Source organism: Pseudomonas brassicacearum (assembly GCF_003732265.1).
In the GTDB taxonomy this organism is placed as follows: Bacteria; Pseudomonadota; Gammaproteobacteria; order Pseudomonadales; family Pseudomonadaceae; genus Aquipseudomonas; species Aquipseudomonas brassicacearum_D.
In genome coordinates, this window is record NZ_MOBK01000010.1 from 206436 (window position 1) to 230715 (window position 24280).

At 60.0% G+C, this 24280-nt stretch carries 12 protein-coding genes and 3 pseudogenes; 7 read left to right on the plus strand and 8 right to left on the minus strand.

Translation table 11 applies throughout. The features are described from left to right. The first annotated feature begins 23 nt into the window (after nucleotides 1-23). A complete protein-coding gene (locus tag BK660_RS24960; RefSeq protein ID WP_123435539.1) occupies nucleotides 24-794 on the plus strand; it encodes a ParA family protein in 771 nt (256 codons plus the stop codon). A 132-nt stretch (nucleotides 795-926) separates the two neighbouring features. On the opposite strand, the gene trxC is transcribed toward BK660_RS24960, so the two are convergent. The 6 genes and pseudogenes from trxC to BK660_RS33700 all read right to left on the minus strand — a co-directional run. Beyond that, entirely contained in the window at nucleotides 927-1361 is a 435-nt protein-coding gene (gene trxC / locus BK660_RS24965) for a thioredoxin TrxC (RefSeq protein ID WP_123435540.1), read from the minus strand. Between the two features lie 122 nt (nucleotides 1362-1483). Then, nucleotides 1484-2947 (minus strand): protein adenylyltransferase SelO, encoded by a 1464-nt coding sequence (gene selO, locus BK660_RS24970; protein ID WP_123435541.1) that lies wholly within the window; start codon nucleotides 2945-2947, stop codon nucleotides 1484-1486. Nucleotides 2948-2995: 48 nt separating this feature from the next. Next, nucleotides 2996-6346 carry a mechanosensitive channel MscK gene (gene mscK / locus BK660_RS24975; RefSeq protein WP_123435542.1) on the minus strand — a complete coding sequence of 1117 codons (3351 nt, stop codon included), beginning with the start codon at nucleotides 6344-6346 and terminating at the stop codon, nucleotides 2996-2998. Between the two features lie 34 nt (nucleotides 6347-6380). Continuing rightward, nucleotides 6381-8123, minus strand: a complete 1743-nt coding sequence (locus BK660_RS24980; RefSeq protein WP_123435543.1) for a potassium/proton antiporter — start codon at nucleotides 8121-8123, stop codon at nucleotides 6381-6383. Nucleotides 8124-8474: 351 nt separating this feature from the next. Beyond that, nucleotides 8475-9347: a methyl-accepting chemotaxis protein gene (locus BK660_RS33695; protein ID WP_404942955.1), complete on the minus strand. Its 873-nt coding sequence runs from the start codon at nucleotides 9345-9347 to the stop codon at nucleotides 8475-8477. Then, nucleotides 9330-10166: pseudogene (locus BK660_RS33700) on the minus strand (MCP four helix bundle domain-containing protein); the annotation flags it as partial. The pseudogene BK660_RS33700 and the gene BK660_RS33695, both read right to left, overlap by 18 nt. A gap of 210 nt (nucleotides 10167-10376) precedes the next feature. On the opposite strand from BK660_RS33700, the gene BK660_RS24990 reads away from it, so the two are divergent. The 4 genes and pseudogenes from BK660_RS24990 (at nucleotide 10377) to BK660_RS33710 (ending at nucleotide 12945) form a co-directional block, all read left to right on the plus strand. Continuing rightward, nucleotides 10377-10607: a hypothetical protein gene (locus BK660_RS24990; protein WP_007947124.1), complete on the plus strand. Its 231-nt coding sequence runs from the start codon at nucleotides 10377-10379 to the stop codon at nucleotides 10605-10607. Beyond that, nucleotides 10604-10906 (plus strand): cell division protein ZapA, encoded by a 303-nt coding sequence (locus BK660_RS24995; RefSeq protein WP_123435544.1) that lies wholly within the window; start codon nucleotides 10604-10606, stop codon nucleotides 10904-10906. The genes BK660_RS24990 and BK660_RS24995 overlap by 4 nt, the downstream gene beginning before the upstream one ends. A gap of 146 nt (nucleotides 10907-11052) precedes the next feature. After that, nucleotides 11053-12081 (plus strand): annotated as a pseudogene (locus BK660_RS33705) (HAMP domain-containing protein); the annotation flags it as partial. Nucleotides 12082-12213: 132 nt separating this feature from the next. Continuing rightward, on the plus strand, nucleotides 12214-12945 hold the full coding sequence (locus BK660_RS33710; protein WP_404942956.1) for a methyl-accepting chemotaxis protein: 732 nt from the start codon (nucleotides 12214-12216) through the stop codon (nucleotides 12943-12945). Between the two features lie 143 nt (nucleotides 12946-13088). Here the strand turns inward: BK660_RS33710 and BK660_RS25005 are convergent, their stop codons facing one another. Continuing rightward, nucleotides 13089-14891 carry an acyl-CoA dehydrogenase gene (locus BK660_RS25005; protein WP_123435546.1) on the minus strand — a complete coding sequence of 601 codons (1803 nt, stop codon included), beginning with the start codon at nucleotides 14889-14891 and terminating at the stop codon, nucleotides 13089-13091. A 245-nt stretch (nucleotides 14892-15136) separates the two neighbouring features. After that, nucleotides 15137-19087 (minus strand): trifunctional transcriptional regulator/proline dehydrogenase/L-glutamate gamma-semialdehyde dehydrogenase, encoded by a 3951-nt coding sequence (putA, locus tag BK660_RS25010; protein ID WP_123435547.1) that lies wholly within the window; start codon nucleotides 19085-19087, stop codon nucleotides 15137-15139. 463 nt (nucleotides 19088-19550) lie between these two features. Here putA and putP point away from each other — a divergent pair, with 463 nt between their 5' ends. Then, nucleotides 19551-21035: a sodium/proline symporter PutP gene (gene putP / locus BK660_RS25015; protein WP_123435548.1), complete on the plus strand. Its 1485-nt coding sequence runs from the start codon at nucleotides 19551-19553 to the stop codon at nucleotides 21033-21035. 408 nt (nucleotides 21036-21443) lie between these two features. Beyond that, nucleotides 21444-23453 (plus strand): annotated as a pseudogene (locus BK660_RS25020) (type VI secretion system Vgr family protein); the annotation flags it as partial. Nucleotides 23454-24280 lie beyond the last annotated feature (827 nt).

Here is a 24280-nt window from a genome sequence, read left to right on the forward strand (position 1 = left end):
TCTTTGATACACGGAGGTCTGACATGCGGCGCGTGGTGTTTAATCAAAAAGGTGGCGTGGGCAAATCCAGTATTGCCTGCAATCTGGCGGCGGTCAGTGCCAGCGAGGGCTATCGCACCCTATTGGTGGATCTCGATGCCCAGGCCAACTCCACTCAATACCTGACGGGCCTCACCGGCAGTGACATCCCGATGGGCATCGCCGACTTCTTCAAGCAAACCCTGTCCTCCGGCCCGTTCTCAAAGAAAAACCAGGTCGACATCTACGAAACGCCCTTCGAGAATCTGCATGTGGTCACTGCCACGGCTGAGTTGGCGGATTTGCAGCCCAAGCTTGAGGCGAAACACAAGATCAACAAGCTGCGTAAGTTGCTTGAGGAGTTGGGGGAAGATTACGACCGGATCTATCTGGATACACCGCCCGCGCTGAACTTCTACGCGGTGTCTGCGTTGATTGCCGCTGATCGCGTGCTGATCCCCTTCGACTGCGACAGCTTCTCGCGTCAGGCGTTGTACGGCCTGCTGGCTGAAATCGAGGAATTGAAGGAAGACCACAACGAAGGCCTGGAAGTCGAAGGCATCGTGGTCAACCAGTTCCAGGCCCGCGCCAGCCTGCCGCAGCAGATCCTCGACGAGTTGATCGCCGAAGGGTTGCCGGTGTTGCCGGTGTACCTGGCCAGTTCAGTGCGTATGCGCGAATCCCACCAGGCGAACACGCCGCTGATCCACCTCGACCCACGGCACAAGCTGACCCAGCAATTCGTCGAGCTGCACAACCTGCTGGAAAATGCCTGATCCCGGCTAACACCAGCAATCAAAATGTGGGAGCGGGCTTGCTCGCGAATGCGGTGTGACAGTCGACATCTACATTAACTGACACGCCGCATTCGCGAGCAAGCCCGCTCCCACATTGATTCGGTGGTGGTTTTAGATCCCCTGGCTACGCAGCCAACTCATCAACTGCGGCAGCGGAAACGCCCCGCTCTGGCGCGCCACTTCCCGGCCGTTCTTGAACAGAATCAAACTCGGAATCGAGCGAATCCCCAACTGCGCCGACAACTGCTGGTTCGCCTCGCTGTCCAGTTTCGCCAACCGGCACTTGCCCGCCAGCTGACCGGCCGCCTGCTCGAACACCGGCGCAAACGACTTGCACGGCCCGCACCAATCGGCCCACACATCCACCAGCAACGGCAGATCGCCTTTGATCTGGCTGGCGTAATCGCCTTGCTTCAATTCGAACGGCTTGCTCAGCAAGACCTCGGCTTTGCAGCGCCCGCATTTTGGATGGTCGCTGAGGCGCTCGGCGGGGATGCGGTTGAGGCCGTTGCAGTGGGGGCAGGGGATGAGGAGTGGGTCGGTCATGGTCGGCTCTTCGAAAATTAGCAATCAGTGCCAGGGATCTGGAGGCAAAGATCCCGATTATCAATAGGTCGAGGCCTATGACCGTGAGCACCGATCGATGCCAATCTGAAATTTCGGTGGGCTCAAGACGAACAACTAATCTCTAAATGCTTGCCCCACTCCGGCGGCCGCTCGGCGTAACTCTCCATCCCCGGCTGTTCCTCGAACGGATTGCTCAGCACCGCGTGCAGCCGTCGAACCTCTGAATAGTCGCCGCTCTCAGCGGCATCGATAGCCTTTTGCGCCAGGTAATTACGCAGGATGTACAGCGGATTGACCGCGTGCATCCGTTGCCGGCGCTGTTCCTGGTCATCCGCGCCTTCGCGGGCAACCCGGGCGATATAGCGCTCGCCCCAGGCATCGAAGCCCTTGATGTCGACGAAGTCATCGCGCAAGCGGGAAACGGCCAGCTCCGGGGCGTCCTCACCCAATCGACGGAAGAACAGGCTGTAATCGACGCCACTGTTCTGCATCAGTTGCAGCAGGTGTTCCAGCAGTTTCTGGTCATCGTCTTCCGCGGTGGTGAAGCCGAGGCGGCGGCGCATCAGGTCCAGGTAGTGGGCCTGGTACAGCGGCAGGTAGAGCCCGAGTGTTTCGCGCAGGGCTTCGACGCTGATGAACGGCGTCAGGGCCTGGGCCAGGGCGCTGAGGTTCCACTGGCCGATCGGCACCTGATTGCTGAAGGAATAGCGGCCCTGATCGTCGGAGTGGTTGCAGATGAAGTTGGCATCGAAATCGTCAAGGAAGGCGAACGGGCCGAAGTCGAAAGTGATGCCGAGGATCGACATGTTGTCGGTGTTCATCACCCCGTGGCAGAAGCCATAGGCTTGCCACTTGGCGATCAGCCCGGCGTTGCGTTCGACGATTTCGCGAAACATTGCCAGATACGGTTCCGGCTGTTCCAGGCATTCGGGGAAGTGCATGGCCAGCACGTGTTCGCCGAGTTCTTTCTGCTTTTCAGGACGTTTGGTGTAGTAGAAGTATTCGAAATGCCCGAAGCGCACATGGCTCGGTGCCAGGCGCAGGACCATGGCGGCGCGTTCCTGCTTCTCGCGCCAGACTGGCGTATCGGAGCCGATCACGCACAGCGCGCGGGTGGTCGGGATGTTCAGCGCATGCAGCGCCTCAGAGGCGAGAAATTCGCGGATCGAGGAGCGCAACACCGCGCGACCATCGCCCATGCGTGAAAAAGGCGTCTGGCCGGCGCCCTTGAGGTGTAAGTCCCAGTGTTCGCCGGCCTCGTTGTAGACCTCGCCCAGCAACAAGCCGCGTCCATCACCCAGCTGCGGGTTGTAGGAACCGAACTGATGCCCGGAATAGACCATCGCCCTCGGCACCGCGTCGGCCCAGAGTTTGTGGCCGCTGAACAGCTCGGCGAACTCCGGGGTTTCAGCCACGGCCGGGTCCAGGTCCAGCAGTGCCATCGCCGCAGGGCTGGCCACCACCAGGCGCGGGTTATCGATGGGCTCGGGCAGCACGTGGGCGGAAAACGTATCGCCCAGGCGGGCAAAACGGTTATCGAAGGTCAGTTCGTCGAGGGCTTTCACCGGCCATCTCCAGCAGAATGTCCAAGCATTCTGCTGGGGATAGGTCGGTTAGTCGAGCTTGGCGGGTGGCGGCTCTTGCAGCGGTTTGCCTTCGGCCAGTGGCACGATGGTTTTGGTTTCCGGTTCGATCGGCACCATTTTGTATTCCTGGCCATGAAGGTTCTTGAGGTAGACCTCCATTTGCCGGAACGAGATGTTGATGTGCTGCTTCTTGAACTCGCGGTTGATGAAGCGGTTGACTTCATCGAGTACCGGGTTGCGGTCGCCGAGGTCACGCACGTGCATGCGCAACTCGTGGTCGAGGGTGCTTTCGCCGAAGTTCAGGAAGTACACGTGCGGTTCCGGGTCCTTCAGCACGCGCGGGTTATCCCGGGCAGCCTTGAGCAGCAGCTCTTTCACCAGGTCCAGGTCCGAGCCGTAATCGACGCCGAGCTTGAGGGTCACCCGGGTGATGGTGTCGGTCAGGGACCAGTTGATCAGTTGCCCGGTGATGAACGTCTTGTTCGGGACGATGATGTCCTTGCGGTCGAAGTCGGTGATAGTCGTGGCGCGAATGCGGATCTTGCTCACCGTACCCGACAGGTTGCCGATGGTGATGGTGTCGCCGATCCGTACCGGGCGTTCGAACAGAATCATGATGCCGGAGATGAAGTTCGCAAAGATCTCCTGCATCCCGAAACCGAGACCGACCGACAGCGCGGCCACCAGCCATTGCAACTTGTCCCAGCTCACGCCGAGGGTCGACAGGGTCGAGACAAAACCGACGCCGGCGATCACGTAGGACAGCAGCGTGGTCGTGGCATAGGCGCTGCCCTGCGCCAGGTTGAGCTTGGACAGCACCAAGACTTCCAGCAGGCCGGGCAAGTTGCGGGCGAGGGCGAAGGTGATACCGATGATGATCAGCGCGCCGAGCATGTCGCCGATGCTGATCGGCACCATGCTCATGGTGGCGCCGGTGCCGCTGGTGTATTCGTAGAGGGTGATGTTGTCCAGGTACGAGAACACCGAAATCAGGTCGGACCAGGCCCAGTACAGTGCAGCCATGAAACCGCCAAGCAGCGCCAGACGAATCAGGCGCAAGGACTGTTCGTTGACCTTCTCGATGTCCAGCGTCGGCTCTTCAATCACCGCTTCGCCATCACCGGCCTCTTTCGCGGCCTGGCGTTTGGTCAGCGCTCGCTGGTAAGCCAGTCGACGCGCCGCAACACTGAGGCCACGGACAAAAGTAGCTTCAATCACCAACCAGAACATCAGCAGATACAGGGTGTTGATCAGTCGATCACTGAGCTTGAGCGCGGTGTAGTAGTAGCCGAAGCACACGGCCACGAACAGCGCGATCGGCAGGGCGGTAAACAGGATCCCTACGATTTTGCGGAATAGCGAAGTGTTCTCGTGCGTCGGGCTGCGCATCAGCAAGCGGCTGAGCAGCCAGGCCATCAAGGCGTAGCAGGTCAACACCACCGGCATGCCCAGCACGTCATCGGCAAGCGTCGCCGGTTGTAGCTCGGCGACCGCCACCACGGCCACCAGCGCCATGACCACCAGGCCGAGTCGACGGATCCAGCCCTGAAGGAATTCGACCTGAGGCTTTTCCCAACGGAAATGCAGTTCCGCCACGCCGCCCGGCGCGAGGATCCGGTAGGCGGTGTAGAACACCAGCCACGCCTGGCCCATTTGCAGCAGCGCGGCACCCATGTTGGCGTTCTGTCCGCGGGCGTCGATCTGCAAGGCGAGGCCACACAAGGCCAGGCCGAGCGCGACCGGCATCGCCAGCAAGATATTGATCAGAATGGCCTGAGGCGTGTGCCACTGGCTGTCGCGCTTGAAGTGGCCGATGTCCTTGTGAACCTTGTTCAGGCGGGCATACAGGCTTTTTCGGCGCCACAGCAGGGCGCCGATCAGCAGCACCAGCGGCAGGAACAGCAGCGGCCGTTGAATCAGGCCATCGCTCAGCTCACTCAGGCTGGAAAACCACGGCAAGGTGGTGACCTGGCGCTGCAAACGTTCCGGTACGGCGCGAATCCATTCCAGGTCCAGCGGCTTGTTGCTGGGGATCCAGAACATTTGCTCGTCGAGAGTCGCGCGCAGGCTCTGCGCGGTACTCAGCAATTGCTTCTGATTGAGTTGCAGGGTGATGGATTCGTTGAGCACGGCGCTCAATTCGCGGTTCAGTCGCTCCAGCAGATCGGCACGGGTCGTGGCCAGTTCCAGCAGGCTCTTGCGCAGTTGCGGGGTGACTTGATCCGGCGGCTGGGTCGACAGCAGATTGTCGACGTAAGTGGCCGGATTGCTCAGCAGTTCGCGTTGCTGGCTGACTTCAAATTGATAGAGACGAATGTCGGCAATCTGGTCGGCCAGGTTGCGGTCGAGCCTCAAGCGCGGCAGGGACTGCTTCTGTTTGTAGAGAATCTTGGAGAGCAGCAGGCTGCCCTTGAGCACGTTGATTTGCTCGTCGAGCGCCGAATCGCTCTGGGTGACGTTGTCCAGTTGCTGTTTGGTCTGCAGGTTTTGCTGAGTGACTTCGTTGAGGCGGTCGGTGCTTTTGAGCAGGTAGTCGGAGAGCTTCAGGTTGGCCGCGCTTTCGGTGGCCAACAGGGCGCTGCCACCGGATTTCTGTGCCTCGATGGATTGCTGGGTCACCGTTTCCTGGGATTGGGCGAGGCGTTTCTGGTTGATCAGCGTTTGCAGCTCCTGGATCTCCTGATCCAGGCGATCGGATTTCTCCGAGAGCAAATCGTGCTGGCCGCTGCCCAGGTCCTGCAACTGACTGTTGCCGGCCAGTTCCTGACGGCGCAACGGGATCAGTGCATTCAGGGCGGCGAGTTCGGCATTGAGCAAGTCGCGCTGTTCGCCACTCAAGGTTTTGCCGGCATCTTTACCGGTCTTGAGGGTGTTGTTGATTTGTTGAATGCGCGTCTGGCTGGCCGAAATTTCCGCCTGGGCGCGCTCTGGTCGGGTCTGGGCGGTAATCACCAGACTGTTGGCGTCTGCCAGGGCCTTTTGCAGATCGCTTTGCTGGGTCGAACGCTCGGTGAGCATTTGTTCGAGCTGCGGGATCGACAGGTTGGCGTAGCGTTGCCCGACGGGCTGCGCCTTGGTTGCTTTCAGGCGCGCCAGCTCACGCTGGTTCTCGATGTTCTGCTTGGGCGCGGTGGCCAGTTGCTGTTTGAGGTCGGCGAGTTTCTGCTCGTAGTCACGCTCATTGTTGAGCTGGGTCAGCGTGTTCTGCAGGATCGCTTGCAGCGCTTTCTGATCGGCTTCCGGCAGCTTGCGGTCGGCGATCTTGTCCAGGCTTGCCTGCACGGCTTCGCTGGATGGCGGTTCGGCCGCTTGCAGCGTGCCGATGGAGAGGCTCAGACCCAGCAGGGCCATGACGAAAAAGGTGCGCAGGGTTGACATAGAGACCGATCGAAAACGAGACGAAGAGTGGAGTTTAGAGGAACAAGCCCGGACCCGGGCGACTTCCTTCGGGGAATCTGACGCCCACTTTGCCGATCTTGTTCCCTTCCATGACTGCCACGGTCCAAATGGTGTTGTTCCACTCCACTTGGTCACCGACCACGGGTGCACCCCCGACTTTCTGGGCGATGAAGTGACCGAGCGCCATGTCCGGATCGATGCCTTCGACTTTCAACCCGTACAGCGAAGCAACCGCGCCCAGCTGGGCGTCTCCTTCGAGCACGAAGTCGCCGAAGAAGCGCAAATCCAGACCCCGTTGCGGTGCCTGGCTGAAGAGTTTTCCAAGGGCCGGAAGGTTGTGTTCATGGCCGATAACACACAGTAAATCATCGACTTCCAGCACCGTACTACCCGACGGATGGAGCAATTGCTGGCCACGAAACAGCGCCGCGATGCGCGTGCCTTCGGGCATTTTCAGCTCGCGAAGGGGCGAGCCGATGCACCATTTCTCAGCACCGAGGCGATAAATGAACAGCTCCCACTCACTGGTGACATGCACTTCCAGGGCGGACCGCGAGATCGGTGCGGGCTCTGGTGGCACCGTCACTTTCAGCAGTTTGGCCACCCACGGCAGGCTCGTGCCCTGCACCAGCAGCGACACCAGCACGATAAAGAACGCGAGGTTGAAATAGAGCTGGGCGTGCGGCAAACCGGCCATCAGCGGGAACACCGCCAAAATGATCGGGACCGCGCCGCGCAGGCCTACCCAGGAAATGAACGCTTTTTCGCGGCCATGGAACGCCTTGAATGGCAGCAATCCGGCCACCACCGACAGCGGCCGCGCGACCAGAATCATCCACAGCGCCAAGCCCAGCGCGGGCAGGGCAATCGGCAGCAAGTCATGCGGCGTAACCAGCAAGCCCAGCACCAGGAACATCCCGATCTGCGCCAGCCAGGCCATGCCGTCGAGCATGTGCAAAATGCCGTGCCGACTGCGCACCGGACGGTTGCCGATGACCAGGCCGCACAGATACACCGCGAGGAAGCCGCTGCCGTGCAGGGCGTTGGTCAGGGCAAACACGACCAGACCGCCGGCAATCACCAGAATCGGATAAAGGCCGTTGGCCAGGTTGATGCGGTTGACCAGTTGCAGCATCAGCCAGCCGCCGCTGAGGCCGACGACGGCACCGATACCGAACTCGCGCACGAAGTGCCCGAGCAAGCTCCAGTGCAAGCCAGTCTCGCCGCTGGCGAGCATGTCGATCAGGGTCACGGTGAGGAACACCGCCATCGGGTCGTTGCTGCCGGATTCGATTTCGAGGCTGGCGGTGACCCGTTCGTTCAGGCCTTTGCCGCCCAGCAGTGAGAACACCGCTGCGGCGTCGGTAGAGCCGACAATCGCGCCGATCAGCAGACCCTGAATGATGCTCAGGTTAAATAGCCAGGCCGCCACCATGCCGGTCAACGCCGTGGTAATCAGTACTCCGACCGTGGCCAGCGACAGCGCCGGCCACAGCGCAACGCGGAAACTGGCGACCCGGGTGCGCAAGCCACCGTCGAGCAGGATCACCGCCAATGCAAGGTTGCCGACCAGATAAGCCGTGGGGTAGTTATCGAAAATAATGCCGCCACCGTCGACGCCGGCAGCCATGCCCACGGCCAGGATAATCACCAGAATCGGGATGCCGAGGCGGGACGAAAGTGAGCTCACCAGAATGCTCGCACCTACCAGCAACGCGCCGATCAGAAACAGGCTGTTGATGGTGATTGCATTCAAAGGCAGTACTCCAGAAAACGAAAGGCGGGCACAAACTGACCATGCAGTCTGCGTGCCAGCGATTCTAACCTGTTGAAATGTGATGCTGTCAAAAAGGTTTTTGCAGCAAGGGGAAATGAATGGACCGCAGCGCAGGTGTGCGCAATGACTGTGGCGAGGGAGCTTCTGTGGCGAGGGGGCTTGTCGGAACGCCGCACCGCCCCGTTCGGCTGCGCAGCAGTCGCAGAATCGGCATACCTGATTTAACCAGGTAAACGCGGTCGTAGTTTTTGGGGCCGCTACGCGACCCAACGGGGCGGTGCGGCGTTCCGACAAGCCCCCTCGCCACAGAAAGCCTTCAAGCCACTTCTGTCAGAGGCTAAACCGCCCAACCATGTTGTTCAGGTCCAGTGCCAATCGCGACAGTTCATTGCTCGCCGCACTGGTCTGATTCGCCCCGGTCGCCGATTGCACCGACAAATCACGAATGTTCACCAGGTTGCGATCCACTTCACGGGCCACTTGCGCCTGTTCTTCCGCGGCGCTGGCGATCACCAGGTTGCGTTCGTTGATTTCGACGATGGCGCTGTTGATGGTGTCCAGCGACAGGCCGGCGCCACGCGCAATGTTCAGCGTCGACTCGGCGCGCTCGGTGCTGTTGCGCATCGAATCCACGGCGTGCTCGGTGCCGCTCTGGATGCTGCCGATCATGCGTTCGATCTCGCTGGTCGACTGCTGGGTGCGATGCGCCAAGGCACGCACCTCATCCGCCACCACCGCAAAACCACGACCGGCTTCACCGGCGCGAGCCGCTTCGATGGCCGCGTTCAGGGCCAGCAGGTTGGTCTGGTCGGCCAGGCCGCGAATCACGTCCAGCACCTTGCCGATGTCGCGGGATTCGTTGGCCAGGTCGCCGATCAGCGTCGCAGTGCTCTGCACATCAGCGCTCATGCGTTCGATGGCGCTGACGGTTTCCTGCACCAGATCACGGCCATCACCGGCCGACGTCGTGGCATTTTTAGAGGCTTCGGAAGTGCTCACGGCGTTACGTGCGACTTCTTCCACGGCGCTGGTCATTTCGTTGACCGCAGTGGCCGCCTGTTCGATTTCGTTGTTCTGTTGAGTCAGGCCGCGGGCGCTTTCGTCGGTGACGCTGTTGAGCTCTTCAGCAGCGGACGCCAGTTGTGTGGCCGAGCCGGAAATCCGTTGCAGGGTGTCGCGTAGCTTGTCCTGCATCTTCGACATCGCCAGCAACAAGCGGCCCGCTTCGTCTTCGCCATCGACGGTGATCGGGCGCGTCAGGTTGCCTTCGGCAATTTCCTCGGCAGCGCTCAGGGCGTTGGCGATGGGCTTGGTGATGCTGTTGGTCAGCAACCAGGCGAACAGCAAGGTCAGGCCGGTGGCGATGACCAGCAGGGTGATCACCAGGTTGAACGCCGAGGAATACTGGTCGGCCGCTTGCTGATTGGTGTCGACGGTCTGCTGTGTGTTGATCTCCAGTAAACGGTTGAGCACGGTGTTGACCGCTTCGGAGTTGGTCAGCAAATCGGTGTTGAGCAAGGTGCGCAGTTCATCGACCTGATTGTTGCGCGACAGGCTCTTCATGCGGTCTTCGATCTGGTGGTACTGACCCAGCAACTGCACGTATTGATCATAGGCCGCACGTTCCTGGGGGCTGCTGATCAGTTTTTCGTAGGTCGTCTGGGCGCTGCGAATCTGCTGATTGCGGGTTTCCAGCAGGTCCATGGTTTTCTGCTGCACGTCCGGCTCGCGGTTGACCAGCAAGCGATAAGACAGCACGCGCAGGCGCAGGGTCAGCTGTGTGAATTCGTCGAGGCTCTTGATACTCGGCACGCTGCTCAAGGTGATCTCCTGGGCGGCACCGCGAATCTTGCTCATCTGGTTCAAGGCGAACACGCCCAGGATCAGCATCAAGCTGCCAATCAGGGCAAAACCGAGGAACGCTCGTGGAGCGATATTCATATTACGAAGGGACATGGTGTTTACCGAAGTGAGCGCACCCGTGCGGCGCTGAAGCTGACGTATGAGTGACTTATCGGTCATGCGACTAAAGTCTTGAGTACCTGCGCGTTTTTGTCGCACAAGGGCCCCCGGCGACGAAGTGCAGGAACCGGATCCGCCAATCACAGTCTCTACTGCTCGCGAGAAAGGTCGCCCGCCAGGAAAATCAAGGCTTTAGGCCCCAATAACCCTGGCATCCGTGGTGACTTTTCTTTATCGTACGCGCCCTTTGAAAATGCTCGGAAAATCAAAATGTTGGAAGCATCCCTAAGCCAATTGGAACAGCTGGTAAATGACCTGGTGCAACAGAACCAGGCACTGCTCGGCAGCAACCAGACCCTGAGCGCAGAACTGGCTCAGGCCAAGGATGAAAACGAAAGCCTGCAACTGAGCCTGATGGAGCAGGAAGAGAAACAAGGCGCTACCGCCGCCCGCATCCAGGCCCTGGTTGAGCGCGTCAGCGCCGGTCCGGTCAGCGCATGAATCAAGGCGCCGCAGGGGTAAAAGTCGTCTCGATCCTGGGGGAGGACTATTCGATCAAGGCGCCGGCCGGGGAAGAGCAAACCCTGCTGGACGCCGCGATGATGTTGAAAGCTGCTTTGGCCGACACCAAACGGAAGTACCCGACCCTGATCGGTGACCGCCTTTTGGTATTGGCTGCGATGAATCTGTGCTCGCAGCAAATCGAAATGAAAAAGCAGCACAAGCAGGAACTCGACCGTTACCAAGAGCAAGTCAGCGCCACGGTTGAAGTGATCTCCAAGACGATCAATCAGGCCTGATCGGCTTTGCGCACAACCAAAGAATAAATTGTCGATAAGCGCTGTATACAATCGGCACGGCTGTTGCAGTGTTTCAGCCTCTTATTCTTTGGGGGTGCACCATGCAGTTCTGGCGACGCAGTATTCAGTGGCAGTTGATCCTGAGCATGGGTACCGCCCTGCTGGTCAGTATCCTGATCGTGGTAGGCATTTATACCCTCGTGGTTAACCGTCTCGCCCAGAGCTATCTGGTCGAACAAGCCCTGCCGTCGAGCATCGAAGCGATGCGCAACGACATCGAACGAATCCTCGTTCAACCCCTTACCGCCGCCAAGGACATTGCCAGCAATAGCATGGTGCGCGACTGGTTGGCTGCCGGTGAAGACAGCGGCCGCACCGCTGAATTCTCGCAATATCTGGAAGGCATTCGCGCCGAGCACAAAGCCTTTACCGCGCTGATTATCGGCACCGCTTCCAATCATTATCTGACCGAAAAAGGCCTGGACCGGACCCTCAGCCGTTCCAACCCCAAAGACGCCTGGTTCTACTCCTTCCTCGACAGCAACCAGCCACGCACCCTCAATATCGACAATGACACCGCGACCGGAGAATTGGCGCTGTTCATCGACCTCAAGGTCCAGGCCGCCGGTAAAGTCGTGGGTGTTGCCGGGCTCGGGTTGAGCATGAAAGAGCTGTCGGAGCTGATCCACAACTTCAGCTTCGGGGCGCGCGGCAAGGTCTATCTCGTGCGTTCCGACGGTTTGATCCAGGTGCATCCCGAGGCGCAATTCAGCGGTAAACGCACCTTGGCCGAGCAAATCGGTGCCCCGGCGGCCCAAGCCGTCATGGGTCAAAAAACTGCCACAAACAGTAGCTTTGTACGCGAGGGCGAAGACTTCCTCGCCTTGAGTCTGCCGCTGCGGGACCTCGGCTGGACGCTGGTGGCCGAAGTGCCGCAATCGCAGATCTACGCCGAAGCCCGCCGCGCCATGTGGATGAGTAGCGGCATCGGCCTGGCCGTGGCGCTGGTGTGCCTGTTGCTGGTGGTGTTGCTGGCCCGTGGTTTGGTGCGCCCGATCCGTCAGGTAACAGCGGCACTGGTAGCCATCGGTAGCGGCGGGGGAGATTTGACCCACAGGTTAGATTCCAGCCGCGCCGATGAACTGGGTGATCTGGCGCGGGGCTTCAATCGGTTCCTCGACAGCCAGCGCGAAATGATCGGCGAAGTGCTGACCACCAGCGAACGCTTGCGCACCGCCGTCGGCCAAGTGGCGAAAGTGGTGGATAACACCGCCCAGCGCTCTGGTCGGCAGCAGGAAATGACCGACATGGTCGCCACCGCCGTTCATGAGATGGGTTTGACCGTACAAGAAATCGCCCAGAACGCTGGCAACGCGGCAGTCGCTTCGCAAAATGCTCGCGATGAAGCGATGCAGGCGCGGGAAGTGGTCGGCGGATCGATTCGGCATATAGAAAGCATGTCCGATGAAATCGGCCTCGCGGCGACGGCGGTGGGCGAGTTGGCCCATCAAGTGGCGTCTATCGATCAGGTGTTGGCGGTAATTCGCGGGATTTCCGAACAGACCAACTTGCTGGCGCTCAACGCCGCCATCGAAGCAGCGCGAGCCGGGGACATGGGACGCGGATTTGCGGTGGTGGCGGATGAAGTGCGCACCTTGGCGCGGCGGACTCAGTCGTCGACTGATGAGATTCAGCAGATGATCGGCAGCCTCAAGCAGGGGGCGGAGAATGCGGTGTCGTCCATGCATTCAGGGCAAGCGGCGACGGGCACCGGTGTTGAATCGAGTCAGCGCACTGGCGCGTCGTTGACCGCGATTACCGGGCAGGTGGAACGGATCAGCGACATGAACCATCAGGTGGCGACGGCGACGGAAGAGCAGTCGGCGGTGACCGAAGAGATCAACCGCAACGTGCAGGGGATTTCGGATTTGGCGCGGGCGACGGCCGGGGAAGTCAGGGCTTGTCGCGACGACTGCCAGACGTTGCAGCGGTTGGCGGATGATTTGGCGCGGCAGATGGGCAGTTTCAAGCTGAGTTGATGTGTTGCCTTTGCGGGCCTCTTCGCGAGCAAGCCCGCTCCCACATTTGATCGCTGGCGTTCACAAATTATGTGTTCACTGGAGATCAAGTGTGGGAGCGGGCTTGCTCGCGAATGGATTTCAGCAGCACCACTAAGCTCTGATCAGAACCACTCATCCTGCATGTTCAAACACACATCATCCCTCGCCTCAAGAATTGCCAATTCATGGTGGCAACCCGGCACTTCCCACGTCAGGAAATACCGCGCCGCCTGCAGCTTGCCCTTATAAAAGCTCACATCCGCCGCATTCCCCTTGGCCAACCCTTCCTCGGCCCGAATCGCCTGTTCCAGCCAGCGCCAGCCAATCACCGTGTGCCCGAACACTTTCAGGTACAGCGCCGAGTTCGCCAGGCTGCTGTTGACCTTGCCCTGCGCCAGATCCGTCAGCAGGCCGATGGTCACCGTTTGCAGGCGCGCCACCAGTTTCTCCAGCGGTTCACGCAGCGCGGTCAGGGATTCGTACGCGTGTGCCCGCGCGCCTGTGTCGGCGATCAACCGGATCAACTGCTTGAGCCCCGCGCCGCCATTCTGCGCCAGTTTGCGCCCGAGCAAGTCCAGCGACTGAATCCCGTGCGTCCCTTCATGAATCGGGTTCAGACGGTTGTCGCGGTAGTACTGCTCCACCGGGTATTCGCGGGTGTAGCCGTGGCCGCCGAGAATCTGGATCGCCAGTTCGTTGGCCTTGAGGCAAAACTCCGACGGCCAGGATTTGACGATGGGCGTCAGCAAATCCAGCAACTCATGCGCCTGTTTTCGCTCGGCTTCGGTTTCCAGCGTGGTGGTGTCATCGAACAGTCGCGCTGCGTACAGGCCGAGGTCGAACGAGCCTTCGACATAGGCTTTCTGCGTCAGCAGCATGCGTTTGACGTCGGCGTGCTGAATGATCGCCACCGGCGCGGTGTTCGGGTCCTTGCTGTCCGGCACGCGACCTTGCGGACGTTCGCGGGCGTATTCCAGCGAGTACAAATAGCCGGCGTAACCGAGCATCACCGCGCCCATGCCGACACCGATCCGCGCTTCGTTCATCATCTGGAACATGTAGCTCAAACCGTGATGCGGCTTGCCCACCAGGTAGCCGACACACTCGCCGTTGTCGCCGAAGTTCAGCGCGGTGGACGTGGTGCCGCGCCAGCCCATCTTGTGGAACAACCCGGCCAGCAACACATCGTTGCGCTTGCCGAGGCTGCCGTCATCGTTGACCAGGAACTTGGGTACGATGAACAGCGAAATCCCCTTCACCCCGGCCGGTGCGTCCGGCAGCTTGGCCAATACCATGTGCACGATGTTTTCCGACAGCGGGTGATCGCCGCCGGAGATGAAGATCTTGTTGCCCTTCAGGCGATAAGTGCCGTCAGACGCAGGCTCGGCGCGGGTACGAATATCCGACAGCGACGAGCCGGCATGCGGTTCGGTCAGGGCCATGGTGCCGAAAAAGCGGCCGTCGATCATCGGCTGCAGGAAGCGCTGTTTCTGCTCTTCGGTACCGAAGCTTTCAATCAGGTTCGCTGCGCCCATGGTCAAGAACGGGTACGACGTGGAGGCCGCGTTGGCCGATTGAAAATGCGCGAAGCACGCCTGGGACAACAGCGTCGGCAGTTGCATGCCGCCCGCGTCGAAACTGCGCGCGGCGTTGAGGAAGCCGGCTTCGAGGAACGCATCCACCGCCGGTTTCACTTCCGGAATCAGAATCGCCTGACCGTTCTCATAGCGCGGCTCGTTCTCGTCGCCCTTGCGGTTGTGCGGAGCGAAGAACTTCTCGGCGATGTTGCGGGCGGTGCCGATGGCGGCATCGAAGGTCTCGCGATTGTGCTCGGCGAAACGCTCACGCTGGGTCAGGCCCTCGGCATCGAGGACTTCATACAGCTCGAAAGCCAGATTGCGGGAACTGAGCAACGTCTCGGACATGGCGGCCTACCTTTTTTTGGAATGGACCGAGTCTAGGCGTGGGAATAAAGGCTGAACAGGATGATTGATGAGCGTGATGGTGCAGCGAGAGCACCGCTGATCAAATGTGGGAGCGGGCTTGCTCGCGAATGCGGTGTGTCATTCAAATCAGATGCTGAGTGACACATCGCATTCGCGAGCAAGCCCGCTCCCACAAGGGTGTTGCATACCGGGCGACCATTGCGGGCGCCCGGTCTTGTTGCGGTTTACCCGATAGTCATCAAGCTCGCATTACCACCCGCCGCCGCAGTGTTAACGCTCAACGCCCGCTCAATCACCAGACGCTCCAGCGCAATGTTGGTCTCGCCTTGCGACAAGCCATGAACACCGACAATGGCGCCCGCACGTTTGGCCACTTGCTGGCACACCGCACGCAACTGGTCGGAATGGCCATGATGCAGAACCGCATCAAACACCACTTCGTCCTTGTTCCAGTCGGACACCAGCTTGATGCGAGCCTGAACTTCCTTCGGCAGACGTGCGAACAACGCCTTGCTTACGTCAGATTCCGGCCACACCGCCGAACCACCGACAGCCAACACCGCCGCCAGTTGAGTCAACAGATCGCCTTCAACCTCCGCCAGACACAGCACGTGTTCACGCGGCAGGATGGCGTAGCTGTTGCGCTCGCCGGTCGGGCCCGCCAGCACACGGGTGATCCCGCTTTGCGATTGCGCCGTGAACTGCACGCACAGGGCGCTCAGGTCGGCAAACTTATTGCTGTCGGCCCAGGCTTTCAGTGCGGTCAGCGGTTTGCTCATGGCATCACGCAGACGAACGTCCGGCGCGGCGATAGCGTCACCGCGAGCGAAGGATTGTTCGATCGCATCGGTAGGACGTGTCGACAGCAGGCGGTACAGGTACAGCGGACCACCCGCCTTCGGACCCGTACCCGACAAACCTTCGCCGCCGAACGGCTGCACACCCACCACAGCACCGACGATGTTGCGGTTCACGTAGACGTTACCGGCGTTGACGTTGTCGATCACCTTGGCGATGGTCTCGTCGATACGCGTGTGCACGCCCAGCGTCAGGCCATAACCGGAAGCGTTGATCTGACCAATCAGTTGATCGATGTCTTTACGCTTGTAGCGAACCACGTGCAGCACCGGGCCGAAGATCTCCCGTTGCAGCTCGTCGAAGCTTTCCAGTTCGATCAGCGTCGGCATCACGAAGGTGCCGCGTTTGACTTCTTCGCTGTTGGCGATAGCCACCTGGTACACGTTGCGACCTTTGTCGCGCATGGCCTGGATGTGCTTCTCGATGCCAGCCTTGGCTTCGGCGTCGATCACCGGGCCGATGTCCACGGACAGGCGCTCCGGGTTGCCGAGGCGGCATTCAGCCATGGCGCCCTTGAGCATTTCGATGACACGGTCAGCGGAATCTTCCTGCAAGCACAGCACGCGCAGTGCCGAGCAACGTTGGCCGGCGCTGTCGAAGGCCGACGACACCACGTCGATCACGACCTGTTCGGTCAGTGCCGAGGAGTCGACGATCATCGCGTTCTGGCCACCGGTTTCGGCGATCAGCGGGATCGGACGGCCCTGGGCATCCAGGCGGCCGGCGATGTTGCGTTGCAGCAAACGAGCGACTTCGGTGGAACCGGTGAACATCACGCCTTTGACGCGTTCGTCACCAACCAGCCCGGCACCCACGGTTTCGCCACGGCCCGGCAGCAGTTGCAGCACGCCTTCGGGAATCCCGGCTTCGAGCAGCAAGCGAACGGCTTGAGCGGCGACCAGCGGGGTTTGTTCCGCAGGCTTGGCCAACACCGGGTTACCGGCCGCCAGCGCTGCGGCGACTTGACCACTGAAAATGGCCAGCGGGAAGTTCCAAGGGCTGATGCACACCACCGGACCCAGTGGGCGGTGGGCGTCGTTGGTGAAATCGTTGCGCGCCTGCACCGCGTAATAACGCAGGAAGTCCACGGCTTCACGCACTTCGGCGATGGCGTTGGCGAAGGTCTTGCCGGCTTCGCGAGCCAGCAGGCCCATCAGCGGCTGGATCTCGCCTTCCATCAAATCGGCGGCACGTTCCAGAATCGCGGCACGTTCGGCGGGCGGGGTGGCCTGCCAGATTGGGGCGGCGTTCAAGGCGCATTGGATCGCGTTATCGACGTCTTCGACGGTGGCTTCCTGTACATGGCCGACCACGTCACGCAGATCGGACGGGTTCAGCACAGGCACAGGGGTTTCAGTGCTGGAGGCGCAACCGAGCATCGGCGCGGCTTTCCAGTGGTTGTGAGCAGTGGCCAGCAGGGCGCAGGACAGGGAAGCCAAACGATGTTCGTTGGCCATGTCGATGCCGCTGGAGTTGGCGCGCTCGGCACCATAAAGATCACGCGGCAGCGGGATACGCGGGTGCGGCAGGCCGAAGCCGCCTTCCAGCGTCGCCATCTGCTCGATGCTGGCCACTGGATCGGCCACCAGCTCCTGGATCGAAATGGATTGGTCGGCGATGCGGTTGACGAACGAAGTGTTCGCGCCGTTTTCCAGCAGACGACGTACCAGGTAAGCCAGCAACGTTTCGTGCGTACCGACCGGAGCGTACACGCGGCACGGACGGTTCAGCTTGCCTTCGGACACTTTGCCTACAACCTGTTCGTACAGCGGTTCACCCATGCCGTGCAGGCACTGGAACTCGTACTGACCCGGGTAATAGTTCTGACCGGCGATGTGGTAAATGGCCGACAGGGTGTGGGCGTTGTGCGTGGCGAATTGCGGGTAGATGACTTCCGGCACCGACAACAGTTTGCGTGCGCAAGCGATGTAGGAAACGTCGGTGTACACCTTGCGGGTGTAGACCGGATAGCCTTCCAGGCCTTCGACCTGGGCGCGCTTGATTTCGCTGTCCCAGTACGCGCCTTTCACCAGGCGGATCATCAGGCGATGACGGCTGCGGCGAGCCAGGTCGATCACGTAATCGATCACGTATGGGCAACGCTTCTGATACGCCTGGATCACGAAACCGATGCCGTTCCAGCCAGTCAGTTGCGGCTCGAAGCACAGGCGTTCGAGCAGATCCAGCGACAGCTCGAGGCGGTCGGCTTCTTCGGCGTCGATGTTCAAACCGATGTCGTACTGCTTGGCCAGCAAGGTCAGCGACAACAGGCGCGGGTACAACTCGTCCATCACACGTTCGTACTGTGCGCGGCTGTAACGCGGGTGCAGTGCCGACAGCTTGATCGAAATGCCCGGGCCTTCATAAATCCCACGACCGTGGGACGCTTTGCCGATCGAGTGAATGGCTTGTTCGTACGAGGCCAGGTACTTCTGCGCATCGTGCTCGGTGAGTGCGGCTTCACCCAGCATGTCGTAGGAATAGCGGAAACCCTTGGCTTCGAACTTGCTCGCGTTGGCCAGGGCTTCGGCAATGGTTTCGCCGGTAACGAACTGCTCGCCCATCAGGCGCATGGCCATGTCGACGCCCTTGCGGATCATCGGCTCGCCGCTTTTGCCGATGATGCGGCTCAGGGACGAGGTCAAACCCGCTTCGTTATGCGTGGCGACCAGTTTGCCGGTCAACAACAGGCCCCAAGTAGCGGCGTTGACGAACAGCGACGGGCTGTTGCCCAGGTGCGGGTGCCAGTTACCGGTGCTGATTTTGTCGCGGATCAGCGCGTCACGGGTGCCTTTGTCCGGGATGCGCAGCAGCGCCTCGGCCAGGCACATCAGCGCTACGCCTTCCTGGGACGACAGGGAAAATTCCTGCAACAGGCCCTGAACAATCCCGGCACGGCCACCGGCACTTTTCTGATTGCGCAGCTTCTCGGCAATCGAGGAGGCCAGCTTGTTGGTGGCTTCAGCCATCGCTGCCGGCAGACGCGCCTGCTCGATCAGCATCGGCACCACTTCCGGCTCCGGGCGACGGTAGGCGGCGGTGATGGATGCGCGCAGCACCGATTGCGGCAGGATGCTTTCGGCGAATTCGAGGAAGCACTGGTGAGCGTGATCCAGAGGCGCATCGACGGCGTCGTCGGAATCCTTGGTCAAACCGCTCAGCTCGGTCAGGGTTGCACCACCCTCGAGTTTTTCCAGGTAATTGAAAATTGCCTGCTTGATCAGCCAGTGCGGCGTGCGATCAATCGAGGTCGCGGCAGCCTTGAGGCGCTCGCGGGTCGGGTCGTCAAGTTTGACCCCAAGGGTGGTGGTAGCCATTTTTTTATCCTCATGTTTGCCACGACCGCGTGGCATCAGCTGGCGGCAAGATTAGCTGTGCAACCGTTGAGGTGCAACCGGGTGCAACCCTTTTTTTGTCGGAATAATAAGCAGCTCGTCAGGAATTAAATTCCGGTACGAACGTACTGCTTCTGCTTGGTGCTTTTACTTCTAGAAACATCTCATGACTGCGCTAAAAGGGAGCAAAAACCGCCCGGTTTCATGGAAAACGCTGTGGGTGCAACTAATTCTTGAGAAATGGGTTGCACCTTATTTGGGTTGTTGAATAGGATTCGCGCCCCAAGGTGCAACCGGATGAAAAATCGGTGCGCCGGCTGATGGCTTTCCTGGGGAAACATCAGTCTTAAATGCGCGGGCTTTGAAATCGTCTGAACAAACGTGGTCGTTTGTCGGCGCTTTCACACGCTGGCGCTACATAAAAACAAAGCCAGGGCATCACAGAATGAGCGTAAGCAATCCAACCCTGATCACGTTCGTGATCTACATCGCAGCAATGGTGCTGATCGGCTTGATGGCCTATCGCTCCACCAACAACCTTTCTGACTACATTCTGGGCGGTCGCAGCCTGGGCAGCGTCGTCACGGCCTTGTCCGCCGGCGCCTCCGACATGAGTGGCTGGTTGTTGATGGGCCTGCCGGGCGCCATCTACATGTCCGGCCTGTCCGAAAGCTGGATCGCCATCGGCCTGATCATCGGTGCTTACCTGAACTGGCTGTTCGTTGCTGGCCGTCTGCGCGTGCAGACCGAGCACAACGGCGATGCCCTGACCCTGCCGGATTACTTCGCCAGCCGTTTTGAAGACAAAAGCGGCCTGCTGCGGATCATTTCTGCGGTGGTGATCCTGGTGTTCTTCACCATTTACTGCGCTTCCGGCATCGTCGCCGGCGCCCGTCTGTTTGAAAGCACCTTCGGCATGTCCTACGAGACTGCGCTGTGGGCCGGTGCTGCGGCGACGATTGCCTACACCTTCGTCGGCGGTTTCCTCGCCGTAAGCTGGACCGATACTGTACAAGCCACGCTGATGATCTTCGCGCTGTTGCTGACGCCGATCATCGTGCTGCTGGCCACCGGTGGCGTTGACACCACGTTCCTGGCCATCGAAGCGCAAGACGCCAGCAACTTCGACATGCTGAAAAACACCACCTTCATCGGCATCATTTCGCTGATGGGCTGGGGCCTGGGCTACTTCGGCCAACCGCACATCCTCGCGCGTTTCATGGCGGCGGATTCGGTCAAGTCGATCGCCAACGCCCGTCGCATCTCCATGACCTGGATGATCCTGTGCCTGGGCGGCACCGTGGCGGTGGGCTTCTTCGGTATCGCTTACTTCTCGGCGCACCCTGATGTAGCCGCTCCAGTGACCGAAAACCACGAACGTGTGTTCATCGAACTGGCGAAAATCCTCTTCAACCCATGGATTGCCGGTGTATTGCTGTCGGCCATCCTGGCTGCCGTGATGAGCACCCTGAGCTGCCAATTGCTGGTGTGCTCGAGCGCCCTGACCGAAGACTTCTACAAAACCTTCCTGCGTAAATCCGCTTCCCAGGTGGAACTGGTCTGGGTCGGCCGCGCCATGGTGCTGTTGGTTGCCCTGATCGCCATCGCGTTGGCCGCCAACCCGGAAAACCGCGTACTGGGTCTGGTCAGCTACGCCTGGGCCGGTTTCGGTGCTGCGTTCGGTCCGGTTGTGCTGATCTCCGTGATCTGGAAAGACATGACCCGCAACGGCGCACTGGCCGGCATCCTGGTCGGCGCGATCACCGTGATCGTGTGGAAACACTTCGAACTGCTGGGCCTGTACGAAATCATCCCTGGTTTCATCTTCGCCAGCCTGGCGATCTACATCGTCAGCAAACTGGGCTCGCCGACTCACGGCATGCTTCAGCGCTTTGCTGCGGCCGAGGCAGATTTCCGCCTGAACAAGTGATGGGGAAGAGCTGAGGCTCTGACCTTTTGCTGAACATGAAAAAACGGCCCGCTTCCAGTAGGAAACGGGCCTTTTTTTTTATGGCGCAGATCTTGTGGTATCGAAGTTTCAATGTGGGAGCGGGCTTGCTCGCGAATGCGGTGGGTCATTCGGCATTAATGTTGGCTTGCTCGCGAATGCGGTGGGTCATTCGGCATTAATGTTGACTGACCCACCGCATTCGCGAGCAAGCCCGCTCCCACATGTGATTGGTGGTGGTTTTGAGGGAGATGTCTGTAGCCAAACACACCGATTCTTGAAGGATAAATCTCTATAAAAGTAGGGAAAATCTGATTTCCTTGTCCCTCCCGCAACACCCCTTGTCGCTCATGCAGAATCGCCCGCCTTCATTCTGCAGAGACACATCGGATGTTCGCGCCTGCCAATCAACCGCGTTTCACGTTGACCCTCGACGGCGTCCAGAATGAGCTCAAAGTCCTTGAGTTCACGGGCACGGAAGCCATCAGCCAACCCTACCGTTTTGACCTGGAACTGGTCAGTGAACGGCCAGACATAGAACTGGAAAGCCTGCTGCACCGTCAGGCGTTTCTGAGTTTTGATGCACAAGGCGCCGGTATCCACGGTCAGATTTTTCGCGTCGGCCAAAGCGATTCCGGGAAGCGTCTGACGGGCTACCAGATCAGCCTCGTACCGCAACTGGCCTACCTCGGTCAGCGCATCAACCAGCGGATCTTCCAGCACAAAAGTGTGCCAACGATCATCGCCCAGGTCCTCAAGGATCACGGCATCCAGCGCGATGCGTTCGAGTTTCAACTCGGCAGCGACTACGCACCTCGCGAGTACTGCGTGCAGTACGCCGAAAGCGATCTGGCGTTCATCCAGCGGCTGTGCGCCGAGATCGGCATTCACTACCACTTCCAGCACAGCCCCGACGGGCATTTGCTGGTGTTCGGCGATGACCAGACGGTTTTCCCTCGTCTGCCCGAGTCAACGCTATACCTGCCGGGCAGCGGAATGGCGGCGCAGGCGCCGGCCATCAAGCGCTTCAACGTGCGGCTGGAAACCCGCACCACCGCAGTCGCCCGTCGCGATTACGACTTCAAAAAACCACGCCTGCAACTCGACACCCGTCTCGACAGCGAACAACACCCGGTGCTGGAGGATTACCACTTTCCCGGCCATTTCACTGATCGCGAACAGGGCAAGCAACTGACCCACCGCACACTCGAACGCCACAACGCGGACTTCCGTCAGGCCGAAGGTAAAGGTGACGATTCGGCGCTGGTTTGCGGACATTTCCTGCACCTCGCCGAGCATCCACGTCAGGCATGGAACGACCTGTGGCTGATCACAGAAATCGAACACCGCGGCCGCCAGCCACAAGTGCTGGAGGAGTCGGCCACCAGCGACGACCCGGACGACTTCCAGGGTTATCGCAATACGTTTCTGGCAACGCCGTGGGACGTTTCGTTTCGTCCGCCACTGGGACCGCAAAAGCCTCGCATGCTCGGCTATCAACCGGCCGTGGTCACCGGGCCGACTGACAGCGAAATCCATTGCGACGAGTTCGGGCGGGTCAAGGTTCAGCTCGCCTGGGACCGCGACGGTCAGCTCAACGAACACTCCAGTTGCTGGCTGCGCGTGGCCACGGGCTGGGCGCATGACCGTTATGGCAGCGTGTTGATCCCGCGTGTTGGCATGGAAGTGTTGGTCGGCTTCATCGACGCCGATGCCGACAAACCGCTGGTGATGGGCTGCCTGCCGAACGCGGCGACGCCCGTTCCGCTGGACCTGCCCGCCGACAAGACCCGCAGCATTTTCCGCAGCCAGAGCAGTCCGGGAGGCGGTGGCTACAACGAACTGCGCATCGAGGATCGCAAAGGCGCCGAGGAAATCTACCTGCGCGCCCAGCGAAACTGGACCCAGCACGTGTTGAACGATCAACAGGTGCAGGTCGATAACCAGCGCAGCATCGTCGTCACCGGCACCGCTCGCCATGAGTTGAAAGCTGACGAGCAGCGCATCACCCATGGTCAGCGCCAGGCCGAAGTGAAGCTTGACGATCACTTGGTGGTGATGGGTGATCGGCACATCCGCGTGACCAGTCAGGCGCTGAATGCCAGTCAGCAGTTCCACGTCAGCGCCGGCCAGCAAGTGGTGATCGACGGCGGCGCCAGCGCGACGATTCAGGCGGGCGGGCAGTGGATCAACATCGGGCCTGGGGGGATTTTCAGCAGCGTGCCGATTCAGGTGGGCGGGGCGCTGGTGCCGGCGATGGCTGCCGCGCCGACGTCGCTGAATACGCCGTTGAAACTCGCCGCCGCACCAGCCGCGTTGTTGAGCGCCGCACAGATCATGAGCCTGAAAAGCGACGCGCCGTTTTGTGAGGAATGTGAGCGCTGCAAGGATGGGGTATGCCCTACGCCGGTCACGCAGACCCACTCCCCAAAGCCTTCAGCCCAGCCGGCAGTCTCCAGCGTTGAGCCGGGTTTTCACGTCGTCGAGCAGGGAATGTCCCGGTCTGCGCTCGAATCAATCCTGTTTCCACAACCGGAATCGGCGGTACTGGAGAAGTTTCGCAGCCTTAATCCACAACTCACCCAGTACGCCAAGCCTGGGCAATTGATTGTCCTGAGCGATCCGCGCAATAAGCAATGCACTCGTGAAGAAGCGCTGCTGATGGAGGCAGCGCAAAAAGTCGATGCAGCGCTTGAGCCATTGAGTGATGCCGAGGCGGAGTTCATGACTCGTCATCATGGGGAAATTGAATCGTTTCTTTCGCAGGGCTCGACAGGCGTTGGCATTGGTTCGGCGATGTTCGGCAAGCACTTGGGCAACTTGAAAGGCACCTTGGTAGAACTTGAAAACCTGCACAAGCGCACCTTCGATAAACACGGAAAACTCCAAGGGGCGGATTTTTTTGCTGAGCGTAAAAAATTGATGGGGCGGCTGGATAACAGCCTTGGGCCATTGGTGCGCAAAGGTGTGGGTATTCCTGATCATCCGAAACTGAAGAATGCGCTGGGGATTTCAAACCGCAGCCTCGTGCATCATTGGAGTAAGGCGGGCACGGCTGGGGGGATTCCTGGGTATGCGACGCATATTGATGGGGTGAGTAAGGCTGGGAAGGTGATGAAGCTGGGTGGCTGGGTTGGGATTGGGCTGCAAGCAACTGCGTCAGGTCTCAAGGTAAAGGAAACCTGCCGCAGCGGAACTCAAGAGGTCTGCAAAAAAGTGCAGTTTAC

What these genes read in the sequence shown, in the direction of transcription:
- putP (WP_123435548.1), top strand. Translation starts at nt 19,551, where the DNA reads ATGAGCGTAAGCAATCCAACCCTGATCACGTTCGTGATCTACATCGCA.
- trxC (WP_123435540.1), bottom strand. Translation starts at nt 1,361, where the DNA reads ATGACCGACCCACTCCTCATCCCCTGCCCCCACTGCAACGGCCTCAAC.
- BK660_RS24990 (WP_007947124.1), top strand. Translation starts at nt 10,377, where the DNA reads ATGTTGGAAGCATCCCTAAGCCAATTGGAACAGCTGGTAAATGACCTG.
- BK660_RS24960 (WP_123435539.1), top strand. Translation starts at nt 24, where the DNA reads ATGCGGCGCGTGGTGTTTAATCAAAAAGGTGGCGTGGGCAAATCCAGT.
- mscK (WP_123435542.1), bottom strand. Translation starts at nt 6,346, where the DNA reads ATGTCAACCCTGCGCACCTTTTTCGTCATGGCCCTGCTGGGTCTGAGC.
- BK660_RS24995 (WP_123435544.1), top strand. Translation starts at nt 10,604, where the DNA reads ATGAATCAAGGCGCCGCAGGGGTAAAAGTCGTCTCGATCCTGGGGGAG.
- putA (WP_123435547.1), bottom strand. Translation starts at nt 19,087, where the DNA reads ATGGCTACCACCACCCTTGGGGTCAAACTTGACGACCCGACCCGCGAG.
- BK660_RS33695 (WP_404942955.1), bottom strand. Translation starts at nt 9,347, where the DNA reads ATGTCGAAGATGCAGGACAAGCTACGCGACACCCTGCAACGGATTTCC.
- BK660_RS33710 (WP_404942956.1), top strand. Translation starts at nt 12,214, where the DNA reads ATGGTCGCCACCGCCGTTCATGAGATGGGTTTGACCGTACAAGAAATC.
- BK660_RS25005 (WP_123435546.1), bottom strand. Translation starts at nt 14,891, where the DNA reads ATGTCCGAGACGTTGCTCAGTTCCCGCAATCTGGCTTTCGAGCTGTAT.